Source organism: Streptomyces sp. NPDC006314 (assembly GCF_040613075.1).
Taxonomy (GTDB): Bacteria; Actinomycetota; Actinomycetes; order Streptomycetales; family Streptomycetaceae; genus Streptomyces.
On record NZ_JBEXRL010000002.1, the window covers coordinates 286,450 to 307,426 of the forward strand.

The following is a 20,977-nucleotide window of genomic DNA, read 5'->3' on the forward strand; positions in this document are numbered from 1 at the left end:
GGGAAACGGGCCGAAAAACGACCATAGGGGGACGTCGGCCCCTTACGTCCCGTAGGCGAGTCGATGCATGGTGCAGCTAAACGGTGTGTACGCAGGTACGTCTGTCCGCTCACGTAGCGCCGTTCCTGCTGCCCACTGTGATCCTTCTCGCGCCTGGGCTCCGGAACCGGGCCCTCCCGGGACCGTGGTCTTTCGGACAAAGGCGGGCGGACGTCAGGGGAAACAGGGCTTTTCCGCGTCCTCCTCCGGGGGGACCGCGAGCCCCAGAGTGTTGCGCAAGGGAACCCGGCGCGCGTCGCGCCCGGAAGGGACGGGGCGGGGGGTGCCTCAAATCCTGCAGTTCTCGGCGGGGGCGCATGCCGGTATGCAAGGCCCGTACGACGTCTACCCCTTCGCCGCTGATCCGAGCATTGTCTCCACAGAGGGGTACGGCAGCGGGCATCCAACTGCCCATCCGGACACCGTCAAGGACTGTTCGCCGTTACGAACACCTACGGGCCGCCGCACTCTCCCTCAAGGCCTCGGCGGATTTGATCCGGCGTGTGATGGAGGACCGCTATGGAGAGCAAGTGGCGTAAGTCCGGTTACAGCAGCGACCAGGGCGGCCAATGCGTTGAGATGGCCGAACTGCCCGGCGCTACCGTGGGGGTACGCGACTGCAAGACCCCGGCGGGACCGATCCTCACCATCGACCCCGCCGCGTTCACCATGTTCCTGTCCTGGGCGTCTACAGCCGCTGAATGATCGTCCCGGTGGCCAGGCCGCCGCCCGCGCACATGGTGATGAGCGCGAACTCCTTCTCCGTTCGCTCCAGTTCGTGCAGGGCGGTGGTGATCAGGCGGGCCCCCGTCGCCCCGACCGGGTGCCCCAGGGCGATCGCACCGCCGTTCACGTTGACCTTGTCCAGGTCCTGCCCGAAGACCTGGGCCCAGCTCAACACCACCGACGCGAACGCCTCGTTGATCTCCACGAGGTCGATGTCCCGCAGAGTCATCCCCGCCTTGCCCAGCACCGCGTGTGTGGCGTCGATGGGCCCGTCCAGGTGGAAGTGCGGATCCGCGCCGACCAGGGCCTGGGCCACGATCCGCGCCCTCGGCTTCAGCTTCAGGGCGCGCGCCATCCGCTTCGACGCCCACATGATCGCCGCCGCGCCGTCCGAGATCTGGGAGGAGTTGCCGGCCGTGTGAACCGCCGTGGGCATCACCGGCTTCAGCCCCGCCAGCGCGTCCATCGAGGTGTCGCGCAGCCCCTCGTCCCTGTCGACCAGTCGCCACATGCCCTGCCCGGCGTGCTGCTCCTCCTCGGTGGTGGGCACCTGCACGGCGAAGGTCTCCCGCTTGAAACGTTCCTCCGCCCAGGCGTGGGCCGCCCGTTCCTGGGAGCGCAGGCCGAGGGAGTCGACGTTCTCGCGGGTCAGGCCCCGGTGCCGGGCGATCCGCTCGGCCGCCTCGAACTGGTTGGGCAGGTCGACGTTCCACTCGTCGGGGAACGGCTTGCCGGGGCCGTGCTTCGAGCCCGAGCCCAGCGGTACGCGCGACATGGCCTCGACGCCGCAGCTGACCCCTACGTCGATGGCACCCGAGGCGATCATGTTGGCCACCATGTGCGAGGCCTGCTGCGAGGAACCGCACTGGCAGTCGACCGTCGTCGCCGCCGTCTCGTACGGCAGCCCCATGGCCAGCCAGGCCGTGCGCGCGGGGTTCATGGACTGCTCGCCGGCGTGCGTCACCGTGCCGCCGACGATCTGCTCGACCGCGTCGGCGGGAATGCCGGTGCGGCCGAGGAGTTCACGGTAGGTCTCGCCCAGGAGATAGGCGGGATGCAGGTTGGCGAGCGCGCCGCCGCGCTTGCCGATCGGGGTGCGTACGGCTTCGACGATCACGGGTTCGGCGGCCATGGGTGCGGGTCCTCTCTGAGAGGGCTCTCCTCCAGAACTAGTACGTGTTCTAGTTCTATGGGTGCAGTCTGCTGACGTGACGTCCATCACCGCAAGGGTCTTGCAGGCGCCGAAGCCGTGATCTGCACGTACTGGGCGCGGATTGGGGATGCCGTACCTCTTGCCAGTTCTAGAACTCGTTACTACGTTCACGGCACTTGCTGATGGACCGTCAGATGGCTGGGAGTCGCCCATGCACTGCCCCGCGCTGCCCGACGGGTTCGACTTCACCGACCCCGACCTGCTGCACCACCGTGTGCCCTTCCCGGAGTTCGCCGAGCTGCGCCGCACCGAGCCGGTCCGCTGGATCCCGCAGCCGCACGGCGTCGCGGGCTTCGCCGACACCGGCTACTGGGCCGTGACCCGGCACGCCGACGTCAAGTACGTCTCCACGCACCCGGAACTCTTCTCCTCCACCCTCAACACCGCGATCATCCGCTTCAACGAGCACATCGAACGCGACGCGATCGACGCGCAACGGCTGATCCTGCTCAACATGGACCCACCGGAACATACGCGCGTGCGCCAGATCGTGCAGCGGGGCTTCACGCCACGCTCCATCCGCGCCCTGGAGGACCGCCTGCGCGCCCGCGCCGAGGCGATCGTCGCCGGTGCCCGCACCCGCTCCGGGCCGTTCGACTTCGTCACCGAGGTCGCCTGCGAACTGCCCCTCCAGGCCATCGCCGAACTGATCGGCGTCCCCCAGGGGGACCGCTCCAAGATCTTCGACTGGTCCAACCGGATGATCGCCTACGACGACCCCGAGTACGCCATCACGGAGGAGGTCGGCAGGCAGTCGGCCGCCGAGATCATCGCCTACGCGATGAACATGGCCGCCGAGCGCAAGCGGTGCCCCGCGCACGACATCGTGACGGCGCTGGTGGCGGCGGAGGACGAGGGCAACCTCACCTCCGACGAGTTCGGCTTCTTCGTGCTGATGCTGGCGGTGGCCGGCAACGAGACCACCCGCAACGCCATCACCCACGGCATGCACGCCTTCCTCACCCACCCCGACCAGTGGGACCTCTTCACACGCGAGCGCCCGTCCACCGCGGCCGAGGAGATCGTCCGCTGGGCGACCCCGGTCAACTCCTTCCAGCGCACGGCGACCCAGGACACGGAGCTGGGCGGCGTGCCGATCAGGAAGGGCGACCGGGTCGGCCTCTTCTACGCCTCCGCCAACCACGACCCCGAGGTCTTCACCGACCCCGACGCCTTCGACATCACCCGCGACCCCAACCCCCATCTCGGCTTCGGTGGCGGCGGCCCCCACTACTGCCTCGGCAAGTCCCTCGCGATCCTGGAGATCGACCTGATCTTCAACGCGATCGCCGACGCGATGCCGGACCTCCGCCTGGCCGGCGCCCCCCGCCGGCTGCGCTCGGCCTGGATCAACGGCGTCAAGGAACTCCGGGTCATGGCCGGCTGAGCCGCCCCCGAGGCGGCCGGGCCCGCCGGCGCCTCACTCCCGCCCCGAAGCCACCACCGCCAGCACCCCCGACGCCAGGGCCGCGAACAGCAGCGGGATACCCAGACCGTGGTGGAGGACCAGCCAGGCCCCCAGGCAGGCGCCGCCGAACATCGCGATCACGGAGGCCGTGCGGCGTGGGGAGCGGTGGCCGGTGGCGTCGCCGAGCCGGGATTCGGCGGCCAGGCCGGTCAGGGTCATCGTCAGGACGGTGGTCGTCAGGTCGGGGACGCCGAGTTTGCGGACCGTCGCGTTGCGCAGACCCATGCCGAAGGCCGTGAGCGCGATGAGCGCGTACCGGGTGCCCGGGGCGTCCGGCCAGGCGAAGGCCAGCGCCGCCGACACGCCTACCAGGACCGCCTCGGCCGCCAGTGTCAGCCGGGCCCACCGGCGCCGGGAGCGGCCTTGCCAGCGTGCCGCCACCCGGCCGCCCGCCACCGCACCCAGCAGGAAGAAGGTCAGGGAGGCGGCCGTGTGCGGGACGGAGAAGCCCGGGGCGCCGGCCGCCGCGAAGCCCAGGACGACCACGTTGCCGGTCATGTTGGCGGTGAAGACCCGGCCCAGGCCCAGATAGCTGACGGCGTCGATCAGGCCGCTCACCACGGTCAGGATCAGGAGCACGGCCACCAGCCGGACCCCGCGTTCCTCGGCGTCCGGTGTCGTCGGGGTCGTCATCGTTCCTCCGGTCGGCCGGACGGGCAACGTGGTGACAACTCCACCATGGGTACCGCCCGGCTGCCCGGACATGCGCGCGCACCCTCGCCGGACGGGGGGCGAGGGTGCGGTGCTGGATATGAGGGCCGTCGACCATGGTGGGTCGTACCGGGCGGTCCGGGCCCGGATCGCGCGCTGGTTCAGCGGCGGGGCGGTCCGGCGCCGAGCGGCTCTGGGGGAGCGGCTCAGGGGGGGAGCGGCTCAGTACCAGCCGTTGGCCTGCCAGAAGCTCCAGGCCTTGGCCGGGCTGCCGTAGCGGGAGTTCATGTAGTCCAGACCCCACTTGATCTGGGTGGCCGGATTGGTCTTCCAGTCGGCACCGGCCGAGGCCATCTTCGAAGCCGGCAGGGCCTGGACCAGGCCGTAGGCGCCGGAGGAGCTGTTGGTGGCGGTCGGGTTCCAGCCACTCTCGTGCTCGACGATCTTGCTGAACGCGTTGTACTGCGCGGCGTCCGGGATCATCTTGTGCGCGATCGCCTGGGCGGAGGAGGCCGAGGTGGGGGCGGCCTGGGCGGGCGCCGCGGTCAGTGCCATACCCGCGGTGGCGGCGGCCAGGGCGGCGGCGGTGAGGGCCTTCTTCGGGGAAGCGATGCGGCGGATGAACGAGACGGACACGGAGAACCTCTTACGTCGGGGACGGGGAATCGCCCACATGGGATGGGCCACGCGCTGTGGCCGCATGTGTCGGCGCCGCGACCCCTGGGGGTTCGTGGCGCCTGGCGACGTCGTCCAGATAAGCAGGCCCGAAATCTGCCCGCAATGACCCCTTTTACTAGTTGTGGCCGGATGGAGGGGAAACGTGGGTGCTGTGGCGTGGGTCTCAAACCGCAGGTCAGTGGGGGTGTCGGAAGGGATGTATCGGACAAACGGGACTACGGCCCCTGATCGTAGGTGACCTGCGTCATGTGGGGTGCTTCACCGTCTCGCTCACGGCACGCGTGCGGCACGTCACCCGGCGGGACGGCCGCGTGTGCCGCCCGTCACGCGGCGGGACCGTCGAATGTGACCGCGGTCTCGAACGCCGCCCGCCGTGTGGCCCGGCGCAGCGCCCGCAGCACCGCCGGGCCGAGCGCCAGGGTCAGCAGCACCGTGCAGACGGCCCGGCCCAGATCCCAGCCGAGGGAAGTGGCCAGGCAGTACGCGACGAAGCGGGCCAGGTTCGCGGGGACCGGCGCATGCGGGTCGAAGGAGATGTTCGAGGCCGCGGCACCCAGGAAGGGCCAGCCGGCCAGATTCATGAGCGTGCCGTAGGCGAAGGCCGCCAGGAAGCCGTACCCGGCGAGCATCAGCAGCTCGCCCCGGCCGCGCAGCCTCCCGCGAGCCCCGGGCCTTCTCCGGGCAGGGGAGACCCCCCTCGGGCCCGGAAGCAGACCGGCGCCCATCGTGAACCAGCCCATCGACAGCATCTGGAACGGCAGCCACGGGCCCACCCCGCCCGTGAGCAGCGCGGACGCGAACATCGTCACCGAGCCCAGCGCGAAGCCGAAGCCGGGGCCGAGCACCCGCCCGCTGAGCACCATCAGGAAGAACATCGGCTCGATCCCGGCCGTGCCCGCGCCGATCGGGCGCAGCGCCGCCCCGGTCGCGGCCAGCACGCCCAGCATGGCCACCGCCTTCGGCCCGAGATCCGACTCGGAGATCGTCGCCGCCACGACCGCGACCAACAGCACCAGCAGGCCCGCGAAGAGCCACGGCGCGTCCTGGGCGTGGGCGCTCAGCTGCGCGGTGGGCGGAGCGAGGAAGGGCCAGCCGAAGGCGACCACGCCGACCGCGCTGGCCAGCACGAGGGCGGCGAGGGAGCGGGGGCCGAGGCGGATGGCCCGGACCCGTGGTGCGGGAGTCACCTCAGCGCCTCCCGCACCTCGGCCACCGTCAGCCACTGCTGCGGGGCCAGGATCTTCGTCACCTGCGGCGCGAACGAGGGAGAGGACACCACGATCTCGGCCGTCGGGCCGTCGGCGATCACCTCGCCCTCGGCCAGCAGCACCACCCGGTGGGCGATCTCGGCGGCCAGCTCCACGTCGTGCGTGGCCAGCACGATCGCGTGCCCCTCGGCGGCCAGCCGGCGCAGTACGGCCGCCAGGCGGGCCTTGGCGGCGTAGTCGAGGCCGCGCGTCGGCTCGTCCAGCAGGAGCAGAGGAGGGCGGGCGGTCAGCACGACGGCGAGGGCCAGCGCCAGGCACTGGCCCTCGGACAGATCGCGGGGATGCGTGTCGTCCGTGATGCCCGGCAGCAGCTCGGACACCAGCGCCCGGCAGGTGCCGGGCTCGGCGTCCGCGTCCCGGTCGGCCGCCGCGCACTCGGCGGCCACCGTGTCCGCGTACAGCAGATCCCGCGGGTCCTGCGGGACGAGACCGACGCGGCGCACGAGCTCGCCCGCCGGGGTGCGGTGCGGGACGGCTCCGCCGACGTGGACCGTGCCGGAGCTGGGCTCCACCAGCCCGACGAACGAGCCGAGCAGGGTCGACTTCCCGGCTCCGTTGCGCCCCATGAGCGCGACCGTCTCGCCCGGGGCCACGGTCAGGTCCACGTGGTGCAGGGCCTCGATCCGGCCGCGGCGCACGGCGAGGGCGTGGACCTCGGCGATGTGCGTCCGCGGGGGTTCCGGGGCGGCGGAGGGCCGGCGACGGAAGAGGGCGCGGAGGCGGGCGGCTTTCGGGGGCGCGGGTGCGGGCTCGGGGATGGGTGGGGTCGCTTGTGCGGGCTCGGGGATGGGCGGGGTCGCCTGCCCGGGCCGGCGGGGTGCCGTTCTCGTCGGGACGGGCGCCGCCCCAGCCGCGCGGGCGCCCGCTGCCGCGGTGGTGTCGCTGCCTGCGGCTGTCGAAGTGGCGAGGCGGTCGCGCAGGTCGGCGGCGCGGCGGCGGGCGTCCCGGACGGTCAGCGGCAGGGGGGACCATCCCGCGAGTCGGCCGAGGTCCACGACCGGCGGGAACACCGGGGACACGGCCATCACCTCGGCCGGGGAGCCGACGACCGGGGCGGCGCCGGGGGCGGGCAGCAGCACGACCCGGTCCGCGTACTGGATCACGCGTTCCAGCCGGTGCTCGGCCAGCAGAACCGTCGTCCCCAGGTCGTGCACCAGCCGCTGCAGCACGGCCAGCACCTCCTCCGCCGCGGCCGGGTCCAGCGCCGAGGTCGGCTCGTCCAGCACGAGCACCCGGGGGTGCGGGGTGAGGACCGAGCCGATCGCGACCCGCTGCCGCTGCCCGCCCGACAGCGTGGCGATCGGGCGGTCCCGCAGTCCCGCCAGGCCCAGCAGGTCCAGGGTCTCCTCCACCCGGCGCCGCATCACCTCGGGAGCGATCCCCAACGACTCCATGCCGTAGGCCAGTTCGTCCTCCACGGTGTCCGTCACGAAATGGGCGAGCGTATCCTGGCCCACCGTGCCGACCACGTCGGCGAGTTCACGTGGCTTGTGTGTACGGGTGTCCCGGCCGGCCACCGTGACCCGTCCGCTCAGGGTGCCGCCCGTGAAGTGCGGGACCAGCCCGCTGACCGCCCCGAGCACGGTCGACTTGCCGACCCCGGACGGGCCGACGAGCAGCACCAGTTCGCCCTCCGGCACCTCGAAGTCGACGCCCCGGACAGTGGGTCCGGCGGCACCGTCGTACGTCACGCCGACCTCCTCGAAGCGGATCACGACGGCTCCTCGGAGCGTTCGGGCGCCTTGGTGGTCCGGGGCGGCTCAGGTGGCCGGGGGACGACGAAGGCGGGCAGCAGGGCGAGCAGGACGGCGGCGGCGGGCCACAGGGGGAGCGTGGGCGCGACCAGGGGTACGACACCCGGGTGCAGCGCGTCCGGATCGCGGGCGGAGGCGAGCGCGAGGAGCGCGGCGACCGCGGCACCCGAGCCCGCCACCAGCCAGGCCCGCGCGCCCCACGGATCGGGGCGGTACCGGGTACGAAGGGAACGGCGGCCGCCCAGCCGCAGGCCCGCGAGCGCGGCGGCCACCCCGGCGAGCAGCACCGGCAGCCCGTACGTGCCGCCCTCCGCGGTGAGCAGCCCGTACGTGCCCGCGCACACGCCGAGCAGGCCGCCGAGGGTGAGCGCGGCCGTTGTACGGCGGACGCGGGCGGGGACGTCGGCGGTACGGCCGTAGCCGCGGGACTCCATTGCGGCGGCGAGCGCGACCGAGCGTTCCAACGCGCCCTCCAGGACCGGCAGTCCGACCTGGAGCAGACCCCGCACGCCCCGGTCGGGGCGGCCGCGCAGCCGGCGGGCGGCACGCAGTCGCTGCACGTCGGCGATGAGGTGGGGCGCGAAGGTGAGGGCGACGACGACGGCCACACCCGTCTCGTACAGCGCGCCGGGCAGGGACTTCAGGAGGCGGGAGGGGCTGGCGAGGGCGTTCGCGGCGCCTACGCAGATCAGGAGGGTGGCCAGTTTCAGGCCGTCGTAGGCGGCGAAGACGAGCGCCTCGGCGGTGACCTTGCCGCCCAGGCGGATGCCCTGCGCCCAGTGGGGGAGCGGGACTTCGGGGAGCGTGAGGAGGGTGTGGGTGCCGGGGATGGGGGAGCCGAGGGCCACCGCGAAGAGGAGGCGGATGAGGAGGACGGCGAGCGCGAGTTTCGCGAAGGCGGTGGAGGAACGCGACCAGGGGGCGGGGGAGCGGTGTGTTGCCACGACGTAGGCGGAGGCGGCGATGAGGAGGGCGAGGAGGAGGGGGTTGGTGGTGCGGGTGGCCGCGGTACCGACGCTCAGGGACCAGAGCCACCAGGCACCGGAGTGCAGGGTGGCCCGGCGCCGGTCCGGTCCACTTGCCGGTGCCTGCGGGGTGGGCGGTGCTGTGGCCGGGCGGGGGTGCGTCTCGCTCGTCCCCGCTTGCCGGGTGCCGCTCTCCTGGGGACGGGTGCCGCCCCAGCCGCACGACCGCCCGCAGCTACGGTGCCTCCGCGAGGGCGGCGACTGCGGTTTCCCAGGGGCGCGGGGCACTGCGCGATCGGCCATGGCGCACCCGCACGACTGCCGGCACTCACACGGTGTCATCGCGCCGCCGTCGCGCCTGCCACACCGCAGCGCCCGCCAGCACGGCCACCACTCCCGCCCCGATCGGCAGACCGAGCGAGGGGCCGTCGCCGGACTCCTCGCTCTCCTTGTTCCCCTTGCCGGCGCCGCCCCCCGCCGCTACCTGCTCCCCGCACCCCTTCTCCGGATACCCGGAGATCGCGCACAACAGGGCGTTCGTGTCGTAGCGGAGGGGTTTGGCGACCGTGGCGAGGGCCTCGGCCGTCGTCGCGTCGGCGGGCACGCGGGCGCAGACCGTGCGGCGGGCGGGCGGGGTCTCACCCGAGGGGGCGTCGGCCGGGGTGCCGAAGTCGAGGACCAGCGCCACCCGCTTCGTGTCCGGCTTCGCCGCCGTGTCCGCGCAGATCGTGGTGAAGTCCGCCGTGCCGCGTGGCCGGCGCGCGTCCGCGGAGTCCGCGCTCACCGCGAAGCGGAAACCCTGGACCGCGCCGTCGTCCGGACGGACGGTCGACGGGCCCTGGGTGGCGTACGTCCAGTGCCCGCCGGTGTGCTCCCAGAACGACCAGTAGCGGTAGCCGGTGGCGTGCGCCCGGGTGGCGGCGTGCAGAAGGAGGAACGCGGTGAGCAGGAGGGCGAACGCTGCCGGCAGCAGGGGCGCGGCACGGCGGACGGCGGTCACGGCTGCCGCTTCTTCCGGCCGCTGAGCAGGAAACCGATGCCGATGCCCGCGACGAGGAAGACGCCGACGATCCACCACACGCCGGTGTTCGAGTCGTCGTCGGACTCCTCGGACCTGTGCTCGGCGGACTTCTCCAGCCGCGGGGCCGGGCCCTGGGCGTTGAGGGAGCGGACCAGACTGGTGCCGCCGAAGTCGCCCGGCTGCTCGCCGACCGCGTGCGCGGCGAGGATCAACTGGGCGCTGGCGGCCGGGCCGTTCTGCGCCGCCCACTGGGTGGCGTTCTTCTCCAGCCAGGCGTACACCTTGCCGGCCTGCTCGGTCCGGCCGTCCGCGGCGAGGGCGACGACCGCGTCCGCCGTGTTGCCGAAGTCCGGCTGGGCCGTCGCCCCGGGCAGAGTGGACTGCAGGTGGCCGGTCTTGGCGACGGCCGCCGCCAGGTAGGCGCCGGCGTTGTCCGCCACCTGGGCCGGGGTGAGGTGGCCGGCCTTGGTGCAGGCATCCTTCGCGGGAGCCTTGCCGGCCTCCGCCACAAAGCCCTTGCCGAGCGCGCCCAGTACGCCCGCGGCCGTCGCGTCCGCGTTGGCGAGCAGCTTGCCCTTCTTGTCCGGCTGGTAGGCGAGGGCGCCACCGCCGTCCTGGTCGCAGGGGATTGACCAGCCAGGCAGCGCGTCGTAGGGGGACCTGCCCGCCTTGCGGACGTCCGCCGGGTCCGTCCCGACCGCGGACAGCGCGCCGATGACGACGGAGGTGGAGTTGGTGTCGCTGGGGCTGCCCGGGTAGTAGCCCCAGCCGCCGTCCTTGTTCTGCACGGACTTCAGCCAGTCCACCGCCTTGCCGACCGCGCCGCCGCGCCCGCCGACCGCCTGCAGGGCCTGGACGGCGGCGGCCGTGCTGTTGGTGTCCGGCTTGACCGTGCTGTCGCAGGCCTTGGCGGGGGTGGCGCGGAAGGCGGTGAAGGCACCGTTCGCGCACTGCTGCCCGGTGAGCCAGTCCACGGCCTCGGTGGCCGGGCGGTAGCCGAGCGTGCGCTGGGCGAGCAGTGTCAGCGACTGGCGCCACACGCCGTCGTAGGTCGGGTCGCCCTTGCCGTACAGGCCGGAGGGGATCGTCACCTTCGGGGACGCCGACGGGGATGGATCGGCGGCCGTGGCGGGCGCTGCGGCGGCCAGCACGCCTACGGCGGCGAGCGCCGCGGCGCTGCGGCGTACGTTCATGGTCGGCGACTGCCTCTCCTGCGGGGAACCGGCGGCGCACGGGAGACACCCCCGGGCGGCTCGGCTCCGTGAACCTCGACGGTGCCGTGCGCGGCGGGTCGCCGGCGCACGTGAGCCGGTCAACGTCCCGTCCGGGGCGATCCGGCTCACCGTGCGGGACGGCTTACGGCGGGGGTCCCCCCGCTCGAGCGAAGCCGACAGCCTCGGGGAGGGGCAGCGCCGCGATGACACCGGCTTCCCCCCGTACGGGTGTGATGACGACCCCGCCACTTTACCGGCAGCCTTCCGCGGTCTGACGGGTGGCCGTGGGCACACCGGGCCGGTGACCAGGGGCACGGCCGTGACCGGCGGCCCGCGCACGGATCCGGTGCCGGAGCGGCCTTCGGCACGGGCGGCCGGGGCCGCCGCCCCGCGGGCGTGGGTTTCGGTCACCCACCGGACCGTGCCGCACCCCGTTTCCGTTGAACGTCCCTTTCCTCCCGCGCACGGGCCACGGGGGAAGCTGGCCGAAGCGGCGGCGAGTTGGCATATTGGCGATCAGACGTGACCTTCTGGTCGTGTCGAGCAGCGGCACGCCGACCCGACCGCCGCTCCCATGTCAGCCGAAGGCCCTCGGGGGAATGGTGCGCACAACCAGGAAGATGCGCCGGTTCGCCAACGCGCTCATCGACCCCCTCAGGGTTCCGATCCCCGCGGACCCCGGTGATCTTCTCGCGGCCCTGGTCGAATCCGCCTCTCGCTGGCGAGGACGCCCCATCGTCCTCCACCTGGCCAATTTTCCGCCGCACACCTCCGCCACCGGACTCTGGATCGAGCGCAGTACGTGCGACGACATCGTCATCGAGGCGGACGCACCGCCCTGGATGAAACTGGTCATCCTGGGGCACGAGTTGTGGCACATGGCGGATGACGACCCGTCCCACCCGGCCGGGCACGCCGAGCACGCGTTTCCGTCGGCGGCCGGTGACGCCTCCCAACCGACCGCCGCGCGCACCCGGTTCCTGGCAGCCGCGGAGCAGCGAGCCGATCTGTTCGGCATGCTGATCGGCGACAGACTGCGCCCCTGGCTGAAAGCGGCCCCCGACTCCGTCTACGCGGCACAGACCGCCTACAACGACGACCTCGCCGGACGCATAGGGGCGGCCCTGAACTACCGCGGGGCCCAAAGGTGAGTGACTTGATCAACTATGTGAGCTGCGGGCTGCTGTGGCTGGGCCTGCTGGCCAAGGCGCCCGACCTCGTCCGCAGATGGCGTGACCCGTTCCTGCTGGCCATCAGCTGCGTTCTGGCCTTCGCCTCGCTGTGTTTCCTGTTCGGCGCCCCGCACACGGTGGGGTTCATCAACGACGTCAGCGGCGTGCCCAATCTCGCCGCTCCGTTGACCTACGGGGCCATCACCGCCTACGGCGCCGCGTCCCTGGTTCTCGTCGTGAGCTGGCGCGGCGGTCCGGGCACGACCCGCGCCATCCGGCGCTGGGTACTCGGCTACTGGGGCGTCCTCGCCTGTATCGGGGGCCTGTTCGTCCTGGGTGACGCGTCGGTGGAACGCCGGACGGACTTCGACACCTATTACGCCACGACGCCGTACATCGCCGAGATGATCGTCCTGTACCTCGTCGGGCACTTCACCGCCGTGGTCGTCACCGCGCACCGCTCGCTCACCTGGGCCCGGCAGCTGCGCGGCGCCCTGCGGGCGGGGCTGGTGACCATGGGGGCGGGGACCGTCGTCGGCGCGGGTTACAGCGCTTCGAAGCTCGTGGCCGTGGTCGCCCGCTGGTGCGGACGCGACTGGTCCGTTCTCGGTACGACGCTCTCGCCGGCCTGCGCCGGGCTGGGGGCGGCGCTGACCGTCGTGGGCACCGTGATCCCTCTGGTCGGCCCCTTCGTGGCGACGCGTGCGCGATGCTGGCGGGCGTACGCGCGGCTGGGCCCACTGGAGCAGGAGCTGATGGAGCTTCTGCGGCGCGAGTACCTGAGTGTCCCGCGTCCCTTCTGGCCCTCGCCCACCCGCTGGCTGACCTGGCGCCAGAGCACCATCTACAACGGACTGCACTACCTCGAGCGGTACTTCGACCAAGGGCTGTACCGGCAGGCGTATGCCGATCGTCTGCGCGTGACCGGCGACCGGCACCAGGCGGAGGCCGCCGCCTGGGCCACGGCCATCACCGCCGCGACCCGGACCGTGAGCGACAGCGGGCCCAGGCCGGCGGTGGCGGGCGAAGCGGCACCGCTACCGCAACGCCCCGACCTTTCGGCTCTCCTCCGCATCGCCGACGCACTCGCCGAGAGCCATGGCGAGCGCGCCCTGGCCATGTGCTGAACGGAGCACTCGACCCATGAGCCTTGTCGTGTACTCGGCGGCGTGTCTGTTCGCCATGACCGCCCTGCTCCTCTTCCGCAGGCCGCGTGTCGCCCTGAGGGATCCCCTGACCGCTTCCACCTGCGTCTCGATCTTTCTCGGCGGACTCTGCTTCTTCTGCTCGGCCCCCGTCACCCTGGCCGCGGTGAACGGGCTCACCGGCACTCCCAACTTCGGCGCCCCGATGACCTACAGCGTGATCTCGGCGTACAGCGCCTCCCTGCTGATCCTGCTGATCAACTGGCGCGGTGGCCCCGCCGACCAGGTCAGGCGCTGGGTCGTGCGGGTGGCCACGGTGTACAGCCTGCTGATCGCCGCCATCATCACGCTGTTCGCCCTGTCGAGCGCGCAGGTCGAGCGACTCCGGGACCTGGACACCTACTACGCGAACACGCCGTACATGCGCGAGATGATCGTGCTCTATCTCTTCGGGCACGGTGCCTGCGTGCTGATCACGTGCTACGTGTGCCTGAGATGGTCACGTGAGGTGACCGGCATGCTCCGCGTGGGCCTGCGGCTCATCATGGCGGGACTGGCCGTCGACGTGATCGGCTTCGAAAGCGCGAAGATCACCGCGGTCATCGCCAGATGGACGGCACACGACCTGGACCGGCTGTCCACCGACGTCGCTCCGCCGGCCTCCGCCCTGGGCGCTCTGATCTGCAGCGCGGGCTTCGCGCTCCCCCGGCTCCTGCCCGCGGCCCTGGCCCAGTGGCACAGCATCTGGGACTACCGGGCGCTGGCTCCCCTCTGGGCCGAACTCCAGGAGGTGCCGACCGCCCCCAAGCCCGCGCCACCGCGCTGGCAACTGCCCCGCGGCCGGCTGTACTACCGCGAGGTACGGATCCTCGACGCCCTGCTCGCCCTGCAGTCCCACTGTGACGGCCGGGTCCGGGAGATGGCATACCGGCAGGCCCGCACCCAGGGAAGCACACCTGGCGAGGCCCATTTCATCGCAGCCGCCGCCATGGTCGTCGATGCCGCGCACCAGGCCCGGCAACCGCAGCCACCCGTGAGCCACGAGTCGGCCGGAACGTCCCGCCTGCACACCGCTGTGTTCTCGGATACGGGCGAACTGGTCCAGCTCTCACGGGCCTTGGCCAAGTCACCCGTCGTCAGAGCAGCTCGCGAAGGTGCGGCGAGAGCCGCTCGCAGCTGAAGGAAGAGAGCCGTGATGTCACCCAGAGCCGTTGTCATAGGTGCCGGACCGGCCGGCATGCTCGCCGCCGCGGCGTTGTCGCGGGCCGTGGATCACGTGGTCGTGCTCGACCGCGACGAACTGCCCGATACACCGGAGCACCGCCGAGGCGTACCCCAAGGCCACCATGCTCACCTGCTCATGCCCGGCGGCCTGGAGGCGATGGAGCAGCTTCTTCCCGAGGCGGAGCTGCGCAAGCACCTGCTGGCCGCCGGGGCCAGGGAGCTGGCGCTGAGTTCCGGCATGCTGGCCCACACGCCCGCGGGCTGGTTCAGGCGCTGGCGGCACCACACCTACGTCACGATCACCTGCAGCAGGCCCCTGCTGGACTGGATCGTGCGCAGGGTGGTGCTGAGCAGCCACGCCAACGTCGAAGTCCACCGGGCCCAGGTCACGGGGCTGCGCGGCAGCGCACGCCGGGTTCTCGGCGTACGCCTCGAGGCCGGCACCGCTGCCGGGTTCGACCCCGGCTTCCTGGCCGCCCACGACATCCGTCCTGCCGCCGACGGCCGTTCCGGTGAACTCGACGCCGACTGGGTGGTGGACGCCAGCGGCCGGGGGACACGTGTCGTGCCCTGGCTCGAAGCCCTCGGCATCCGCGACATCCGCGAGAAGGCCGTCGACTGCGGTCTGGCCAACGCCACCCGCGTCTATCGCACGCCGACCGGCGCACGGGACTGGCCGCTGACCCTGATCCAGGCCGACCCCTACGGCGGCAGGCCCGGACGCAGCGGCATGATCGTGCCCATCGAGAACGATCAGTGGATGGTCAGCCTCGGCGGGATGCGCGGCAGTGAACCCCCGAGGGACCCCGACGCCTTCCTCGAGTACGCCCTCGGCCTGCCCAGCCCCCTGGTGGGGCGGCTCATCGCCGACGCCGAGCCGCTCACCCAGGTCTTCACCAGCCGCAGCACCAGCAACTCCCGCCGGTATCTGGAAAGGGCCCGCGTCTGGCCCGATGGTTTCGTCGCCCTCGGCGACGCCGCGGCCACGTTCAACCCGCTCTACGGCCAAGGCATGTCGGTCGCCGCACTCGGGGCCCGGTCCCTGGCCGAGGCGCTCGGCAAGGACGACATCCACACGCCCGGTCTGGCCCGCGGCGTCCAGCGCGCGATGGCCCGTTCCGTCGAGGCGGCCTGGGCCATGGCCGTCGGTACGGACGTGCTGTATCCCGGCGTGCAGGGCGGCAGGCCGTCCATCGCCGACCGCCTCGCCGCGGGGTACTCGCGGCGGCTGACGATGGCGGCGACCGGCTCCTACACGGCGGCAGCCGCCCTGTGGGACGTCACCTGCCTCCGCGCGGGCCCGGCACGGCTGATGCGGCCGGACGCGATCCTGGCCGCGGTCGCCGGTCCGCCGCTTCCCCCGCTCCCGGGCCCGCCGCTGACCGGGACCGAACGGGCCTTCCTGTCGACCCTCGATTGACGGAGGCCTTCGGGTGGGCCCGCCGAAGGGCAGGCGCAGAACCCGGCGCCGCAGCGGCCCACGCCCGTCGACGTGGGGAAGGTGTTCCGGCAGTGGCCGATCTGGACCGGGGGCCGGTGGGGACGAGGCCGCCCGCGCACCCGCCGACGCGGTACGTCGTGAAGTGAAGTCGAGACCGCCGTCGCCGTGTCCGCGGAGGCCCCGCTCCTCGCGCTCGGCGATCCAGCGCGAGCGGGACGTCGGTCATCAGGCGCCGGGAGAGCCGGCCGGGAGCCGAAGTACCTTCCCCGCGCCTCCCGGCCCCCCACCCGGCGTCCGCCCCGCGGCGGAGGCCACTCCCCGCTGCCGTTCTCGGTGAACAGATCGGCCACGGCGACCGGTTCTCACACCGCCGCGTACGTCACCGGAACGCTCCCGGCGACCGGTTCGGCCCGCCCCTGCTCCACCAGCCGGCGCAGATGGGACTCGGCCTCGGAGACGGCGATGTTCCGGGAGCCGTAGGGGATGTCGGCCCAGGGGCGGTTCCACTCCATGCGCTCGGCGAGCTGCCAGGGGGTGAGGGGCTCGGACAGCAGGGCGAGCAGCCCGGCCAGGCGTGCCTCGTGGTGGCCGAGCAAGTCCCGTACGCGGGCGGGCGCGTCGGTGAAGGCGTGCTGGTGGGCGGGGAGCACCTCGGCGGGGGTGAGCCGGCCCACCCGTTCCAGGGAGTCGAGGTAGTCACCGAGGGGATCGGTCACGGTCGCGTCGTCGGGATCCTCGTACAGGCCGATGTGCGGGGTGATCTCCGGTAGCAGATGGTCACCGCTGAACAGCCGTCCATGACCCGGCAGCTGAGCCGGATGCGCCTCCTCCAGGTGCAGGCAGACATGGCCGGGGGTGTGGCCCGGCGTCCAGATCGCGCGCAGCCGGCGGCCGGGCAGGTCGAGGAGTTCGCCGGGGACGATCTCCCGGTCCGGGAGGGCGGGGGACAGGCCGGGCAGGGTGCGGCGGCCCCGGGCGGCACGCAGGGGAGCGATGTGCTCCTCGGGTGCCCCCGCCGCCGTGAGCTTGGCCGCCATGTAGGCGTACCAGCGCTCCGGACGGGCCTCCCGCGTCCGCCGCACGATCGCCGCGTCGGCCGCGTGCATCGCCACCCAGGCGCCGGACGTCTCGCGGACCCGCGCCGACAGCCCGTGGTGGTCCGGGTGGTGGTGTGTGATGACGACTCCGTACACCTCCGGCACCGCCGTACCGCAGGCCGCCAGACCGGCTTCGAGCGTGTCCCAGGAGGCGGGATCGTCCCAGCCGGTGTCGACCAGCACCGGCCCCCGGCCGGTGTCCACGACGTACACCAGCGTGTGGCCCAGGGGGTTGTCCGGGATGGGGACCTGCACGGACCGTACGCCCCCGCCGTGATCGAACGTCTTCGTCATCGGTCCTCCGCCCCGCCACCCGGGCCCCACGGCCATCGCCCACTATAACGAAAACTGATGGTGCGTCAGATGCCCGCGCGGAGTCGTCCGCCACCTTCACCGGTACGCGCCACCTCACCTCCCTCGCGCCTGACCCGAGCCGACTCGCGCAGCGAGGCCGGAACCCGGCCGTCTGGCCTAGTCCGACTGGAACTGGTATCAGTTCTGAAACACCGTCAGATAAAGGCGGTGGCGGCGGAAGGCAGTCGGCCATGACCGAGCTCGTGGAACACGGACAGCTGTTCATCGGCGGGGCGTTGACCGACCCGCTGGGCAAGGACGTCATCGAGGTGGTCTCCCCGCACACCGAGGAGGTCATCGGCCGGGTGCCGCACGCGTCCCGGGAGGACGTGGACCGGGCCGTGGCGGTCGCGCGCCGCGCCTTCGACGAGGGCCCCTGGCCGCGCACCTCGCTCGGGGAGCGGATCGAGGTCGTCACCCGCATCAAGGACGGCATCGCCGCCCGGCACGAGGAGATCGCCCGCATGATCTCCTGCGAGAACGGTTCCCCGTACTCCTGGAGCGTCCTCGCCCAGGCGCTCGGTGCGATGATGGTGTGGGACGCGGCGATCAGGGTCGCGCGGGACTTCACCCACGAGGAACGGCGGGACGGGGTCCTGGGCCCGATCCTCGTCCGCCGCGAACCGGTCGGCGTCGTCGCCGCCGTCGTCCCCTGGAACGTCCCGCAGTTCGTCGCCGCCGCCAAGCTCGCCCCCGCGCTGCTGACCGGCTGCACGGTCGTCCTCAAGCCGTCCCCGGAGGCTCCGCTGGACGCCTACCTCCTCGGCGAGATCGCGCGCGAGGCCGGTCTGCCCGAGGGCGTGCTCTCGATCCTGCCCGCCGACCGCGAGGTCGGCGAACACCTGGTCGGCCACCCCGGCATCGACAAGGTCTCCTTCACCGGCTCGGTCGCGGCCGGCAGGCGCGTGATGGAGGTCGCCGCCCGCAACCTCACCCGGGTGACGCTGGAGCTGGGCGGCAAGTCGGCGGCGGTGGTGCTGCCGGACGCGGACGTGCGGACGGCGGTGTCGGGCATCGTCCCGGCGGCCTGGATGAACAACGGCCAGGCGTGTGTGGCGCAGACCCGTATCCTCCTCCCGCGCGCCCGTTACGACGAGTTCGCGGACGCCTTCACGCAGGCCGCGAGCGCGCTCAGGGTCGGCGACCCGCTCGACCCGGCCACCCAGGTCGGCCCGCTCGTCGCCCGGCGTCAGCAGCAGCGCAACCTCGACTACATCCGCGTCGGCCAGGAGGAGGGCGCCAAGATCCTCACCGGCGGCGGCCGTCCCACGGGCCTGGAGAGGGGCTGGTACGTCGAGCCGACCCTCTTCGGCGACGTCGACAACTCCATGCGGATCGCCCGCGAGGAGATCTTCGGCCCGGTCATCTGCCTGCTGCCGTACGGCGACGAGGAGGAGGCCGTGAAGATCGCCAACGACTCCGACTACGGCCTGTCCGGCAGCGTGTGGACGGCCGACGTCGAGCACGGCGTCGAGGTCGCCCGGCAGGTCCGTACCGGCACCTACTCCGTCAACACCTTCAGCCTGGACATGCTCGGCCCGTTCGGCGGCTACAAGGACTCCGGCCTGGGGCGGGAGTTCGGCCCCGAGGGGTACGGCGAGTACCTCGAGCACAAGATGATCCACCTGCCGGCGGGGGCGTAGGGATGGGCGACCGCTGGCACGTGGAGGTGGACCGCTCCGTCTGCGTCGGCTCCGCCCAGTGCCTCCACCACGCCCCGGACGGCTTCCGTCTCGACTCCGCCCGCCAGTCCCACCCCGCCGCGCCGGACACCGACGCGAGCGAACAGGTCCTGGAAGCGGCCGAGAGCTGCCCGGTGGAGGCCATCGTGATCACACTGCTGAGCAGCGGCGAGCCGGTGTACCCGCCCGAGGAGTAGGAGCGCCGGAGCCGCGGGGTGAGGCGGCGACCAGGGTGGGAGAGAGTGGACGAGTCCGAGGCCGAGCACCTGGTCAAGCAGGCGTACGAGGCGTGGGACGCCGAGAAGTGGCCGACCGCGGCCGGCCTGCTGGAGGGGTCCTCGCCCACTTCCCGGACGCGCCGGAGAGCGCGGTGTGGCGGTACGACGCCGTGCTCGCCCACAAGTTCCGGCGCAACTGGGCGAAGGCCTACGAGCTGGGCCGCGAGGCCGCCGCCCGAGCCCCGCGCGGCGAGGGCGAACCGGCCTACTGGAACCTGGGCATCGCCGCCACCATCCAGCGCGACCGGGCCACCGCCCGGGACGCCTGGACCGGCTTCGGTATCCAGCTCCCCGTCGGGGACGGCGAGATCAACGCCCGCTCCGGCCCCGCCTGCGTGCGCCTCGACACCGGCGGCGAACGGGAGGTCGTCTGGATCGACCGTCTCTGCCCGACCCGCGGCCGGGTCGTGAACGCGCCCGTGACCGGCGGCCGGCGCTTCGGCGAGATCGTCGTCCACGACGGCGAGCCCAAGGGCCGCAGGATCGTGGAGGGCCGTGAACACCCCGTCTTCGACGAGCTGCTCCTCTTCGAGGCCTCCGCACGAACAGGAGCGGAAGACCCACGCGGGCGCCCAGCAGGTGTCCCTGGCGGCTCCGGAGGAGGAGGCCCGCAGGCTGCTGGAGCAGTGGGCGGGGCAGACCGTGGTCGGTCGGAACTGGAGCGGTCTCGAGCCGGTCGGCTAGCGCACCCTTCGGGTGCCCGGGGCGCCCTCCCGGCGACGGCCCTTCCGGGCCGCGCCAGGTCTGAGCGTCCCGGCGGCGGCGGTGATCACGGGTGCCCGGCCGGCTCCGTCAGGTCGATCAGCCGGCACACCGTCTCGATGTCTATCTTCACCTGGGCGATGGAGGCGCGGCCGGAGAGCCAGGTGATGAGGGCCGAGTGCCAGGTGTGCTCGATGACCCGGACCGCCGAGAGCTGCTCGGGGGTCGGGTGCTCCAAGCCCATCGCGTCCAGGATGATCGCGGTCGTCTGCCGGGACACCTGGTCGACCTCGGGCGAGACGCTGCGGTCGGCGAAGGTGAGGGCGCGGACCATCGCGTCGGCCAGGTGCGGCTCGCGCTGCAGCGCCCGGAAGGCCCGCATCAGCGTCTCCGCGACCCGCTCGGCGGCCGTGTCGCCCGCCGGCGGCTTCTTCCGCAGGGTGCCGTGCATGTGCTCCAACTGATCCTGCATGGTGGCGACCAGCAGATGCACCTTGGACGGGAAATACCGGTACAGCGTGCCGAGGGCCACCTGGGAGGACTCGGCGACCTCGCGCATCTGTACGGCGTCGAAACCGCCCCGGCTGGCCAGCTGGGCGCTCGCGTGCAGGATCCTGCGGCGGCGGGCCTCCTGCCGCTCGGTGAGCGGGGACGAGGAGGGCCGGACCGTACTGGCTTCCACCTTGGATTCCGCAGGCATGGGTCCCGTTCCGTGACAGTCGGTGAGGGCGTCTGTAGGGCACGTGATCAGACAGCGTGGCAGGGCGGCGCGCCGTGGCGTGAATCACCTGATCCACTGCTCACAGCGCCCCTACCTGCCGGTAGATTCAGAGCCTCTTGAATGATCAAGTCTGAAACTTGTTCTAGATTAGCGTCCCGTCGTAG

General features: G+C 72.4%; 19 protein-coding genes and 1 pseudogene. 10 read left to right on the top strand and 10 right to left on the bottom strand.

Annotation, left to right across the window (positions count from 1 at the left end):
* Window positions 1-328 precede the first annotated feature (328 nt).
* A pseudogene (locus tag ABZ079_RS04410) lies at window positions 329-578 on the top strand (Scr1 family TA system antitoxin-like transcriptional regulator); the annotation flags it as partial.
* Entirely contained in the window at window positions 559-744 is a 186-nt protein-coding gene (locus ABZ079_RS04415) for a DUF397 domain-containing protein (RefSeq protein ID WP_356937883.1), read from the top strand. The pseudogene ABZ079_RS04410 and the gene ABZ079_RS04415, both read left to right, overlap by 20 nt.
* On the opposite strand, the gene ABZ079_RS04420 is transcribed toward ABZ079_RS04415, so the two are convergent.
* On the bottom strand, window positions 728-1,897 hold the full coding sequence (locus ABZ079_RS04420; RefSeq protein ID WP_356937884.1) for a steroid 3-ketoacyl-CoA thiolase: 1,170 nt from the start codon (window positions 1,895-1,897) through the stop codon (window positions 728-730). The two genes, ABZ079_RS04415 and ABZ079_RS04420, sit on opposite strands and share 17 nt — an antisense overlap.
* A 232-nt stretch (window positions 1,898-2,129) precedes the next feature.
* Between ABZ079_RS04420 and ABZ079_RS04425 the strand changes: the two genes are divergently transcribed.
* Window positions 2,130-3,365, top strand: a complete 1,236-nt coding sequence (locus ABZ079_RS04425) for a cytochrome P450 (protein ID WP_356937885.1) — start codon at window positions 2,130-2,132, stop codon at window positions 3,363-3,365.
* 33 nt (window positions 3,366-3,398) lie between these two features.
* On the opposite strand, the gene ABZ079_RS04430 is transcribed toward ABZ079_RS04425, so the two are convergent.
* From ABZ079_RS04430 to ABZ079_RS04460, 7 genes are all read right to left on the bottom strand, one after another.
* Entirely contained in the window at window positions 3,399-4,079 is a 681-nt protein-coding gene (locus ABZ079_RS04430; RefSeq protein ID WP_356937886.1) for a YoaK family protein, read from the bottom strand.
* Between the two features lie 240 nt (window positions 4,080-4,319).
* A complete protein-coding gene (locus ABZ079_RS04435) occupies window positions 4,320-4,733 on the bottom strand; it encodes a transglycosylase SLT domain-containing protein (protein WP_356937887.1) in 414 nt (137 codons plus the stop codon).
* A gap of 365 nt (window positions 4,734-5,098) precedes the next feature.
* Complete coding sequence (locus ABZ079_RS04440) at window positions 5,099-5,962, bottom strand: ECF transporter S component (RefSeq protein ID WP_356937888.1); 864 nt, start codon at window positions 5,960-5,962, stop codon at window positions 5,099-5,101.
* Entirely contained in the window at window positions 5,959-7,758 is a 1,800-nt protein-coding gene (locus tag ABZ079_RS04445) for an ATP-binding cassette domain-containing protein (protein ID WP_356937889.1), read from the bottom strand. The genes ABZ079_RS04440 and ABZ079_RS04445 overlap by 4 nt, the downstream gene beginning before the upstream one ends.
* Entirely contained in the window at window positions 7,755-9,065 is a 1,311-nt protein-coding gene (locus ABZ079_RS04450) for an energy-coupling factor transporter transmembrane component T (protein ID WP_356937890.1), read from the bottom strand. The genes ABZ079_RS04445 and ABZ079_RS04450 overlap by 4 nt, the downstream gene beginning before the upstream one ends.
* A gap of 25 nt (window positions 9,066-9,090) precedes the next feature.
* Entirely contained in the window at window positions 9,091-9,762 is a 672-nt protein-coding gene (locus ABZ079_RS04455) for an SCO2322 family protein (RefSeq protein WP_356937891.1), read from the bottom strand.
* On the bottom strand, window positions 9,759-10,976 hold the full coding sequence (locus tag ABZ079_RS04460) for a prenyltransferase/squalene oxidase repeat-containing protein (protein WP_356937892.1): 1,218 nt from the start codon (window positions 10,974-10,976) through the stop codon (window positions 9,759-9,761). Before ABZ079_RS04460 ends, ABZ079_RS04455 begins: the two co-directional genes overlap by 4 nt.
* 623 nt (window positions 10,977-11,599) lie before the next feature.
* Here ABZ079_RS04460 and ABZ079_RS04465 point away from each other — a divergent pair.
* Genes ABZ079_RS04465 through ABZ079_RS04480 form a run of 4 tightly spaced genes read left to right on the top strand, consistent with a single transcriptional unit; the run spans window position 11,600 to window position 15,958 of the window.
* Window positions 11,600-12,148, top strand: coding sequence for a toxin (locus tag ABZ079_RS04465; protein ID WP_356938121.1), 549 nt, complete (start codon window positions 11,600-11,602; stop codon window positions 12,146-12,148).
* Entirely contained in the window at window positions 12,145-13,296 is a 1,152-nt protein-coding gene (locus ABZ079_RS04470; protein WP_356937893.1) for a DUF6545 domain-containing protein, read from the top strand. Before ABZ079_RS04465 ends, ABZ079_RS04470 begins: the two co-directional genes overlap by 4 nt.
* A gap of 16 nt (window positions 13,297-13,312) precedes the next feature.
* The gene (locus ABZ079_RS04475; protein ID WP_356937894.1) at window positions 13,313-14,494 is read left to right on the top strand and encodes an MAB_1171c family putative transporter; all 1,182 of its coding nucleotides are present in this window, start codon (window positions 13,313-13,315) and stop codon (window positions 14,492-14,494) included.
* Window positions 14,495-14,509: 15 nt separating this feature from the next.
* Entirely contained in the window at window positions 14,510-15,958 is a 1,449-nt protein-coding gene (locus tag ABZ079_RS04480) for an FAD-dependent monooxygenase (RefSeq protein WP_356937895.1), read from the top strand.
* A 383-nt stretch (window positions 15,959-16,341) separates the two neighbouring features.
* On the opposite strand, the gene ABZ079_RS04485 is transcribed toward ABZ079_RS04480, so the two are convergent.
* Window positions 16,342-17,370: an MBL fold metallo-hydrolase gene (locus ABZ079_RS04485; RefSeq protein ID WP_356937896.1), complete on the bottom strand. Its 1,029-nt coding sequence runs from the start codon at window positions 17,368-17,370 to the stop codon at window positions 16,342-16,344.
* Window positions 17,371-17,621: 251 nt separating this feature from the next.
* Between ABZ079_RS04485 and ABZ079_RS04490 the strand changes: the two genes are divergently transcribed.
* The 3 genes from ABZ079_RS04490 (at window position 17,622) to ABZ079_RS04500 (ending at window position 20,074) form a co-directional block, all read left to right on the top strand.
* Complete coding sequence (locus ABZ079_RS04490; protein ID WP_356937897.1) at window positions 17,622-19,073, top strand: aldehyde dehydrogenase; 1,452 nt, start codon at window positions 17,622-17,624, stop codon at window positions 19,071-19,073.
* Between the two features lie 2 nt (window positions 19,074-19,075).
* Complete coding sequence (locus ABZ079_RS04495; RefSeq protein WP_356937898.1) at window positions 19,076-19,309, top strand: ferredoxin; 234 nt, start codon at window positions 19,076-19,078, stop codon at window positions 19,307-19,309.
* Window positions 19,310-19,885: 576 nt separating this feature from the next.
* Window positions 19,886-20,074 (top strand): hypothetical protein, encoded by a 189-nt coding sequence (locus tag ABZ079_RS04500; RefSeq protein ID WP_356937899.1) that lies wholly within the window; start codon window positions 19,886-19,888, stop codon window positions 20,072-20,074.
* Window positions 20,075-20,159: 85 nt separating this feature from the next.
* Here ABZ079_RS04500 and ABZ079_RS04505 read toward each other — a convergent pair whose 3' ends face one another.
* Window positions 20,160-20,792, bottom strand: a complete 633-nt coding sequence (locus ABZ079_RS04505; RefSeq protein ID WP_356937900.1) for a TetR family transcriptional regulator — start codon at window positions 20,790-20,792, stop codon at window positions 20,160-20,162.
* Window positions 20,793-20,977: the final 185 nt, after the last annotated feature.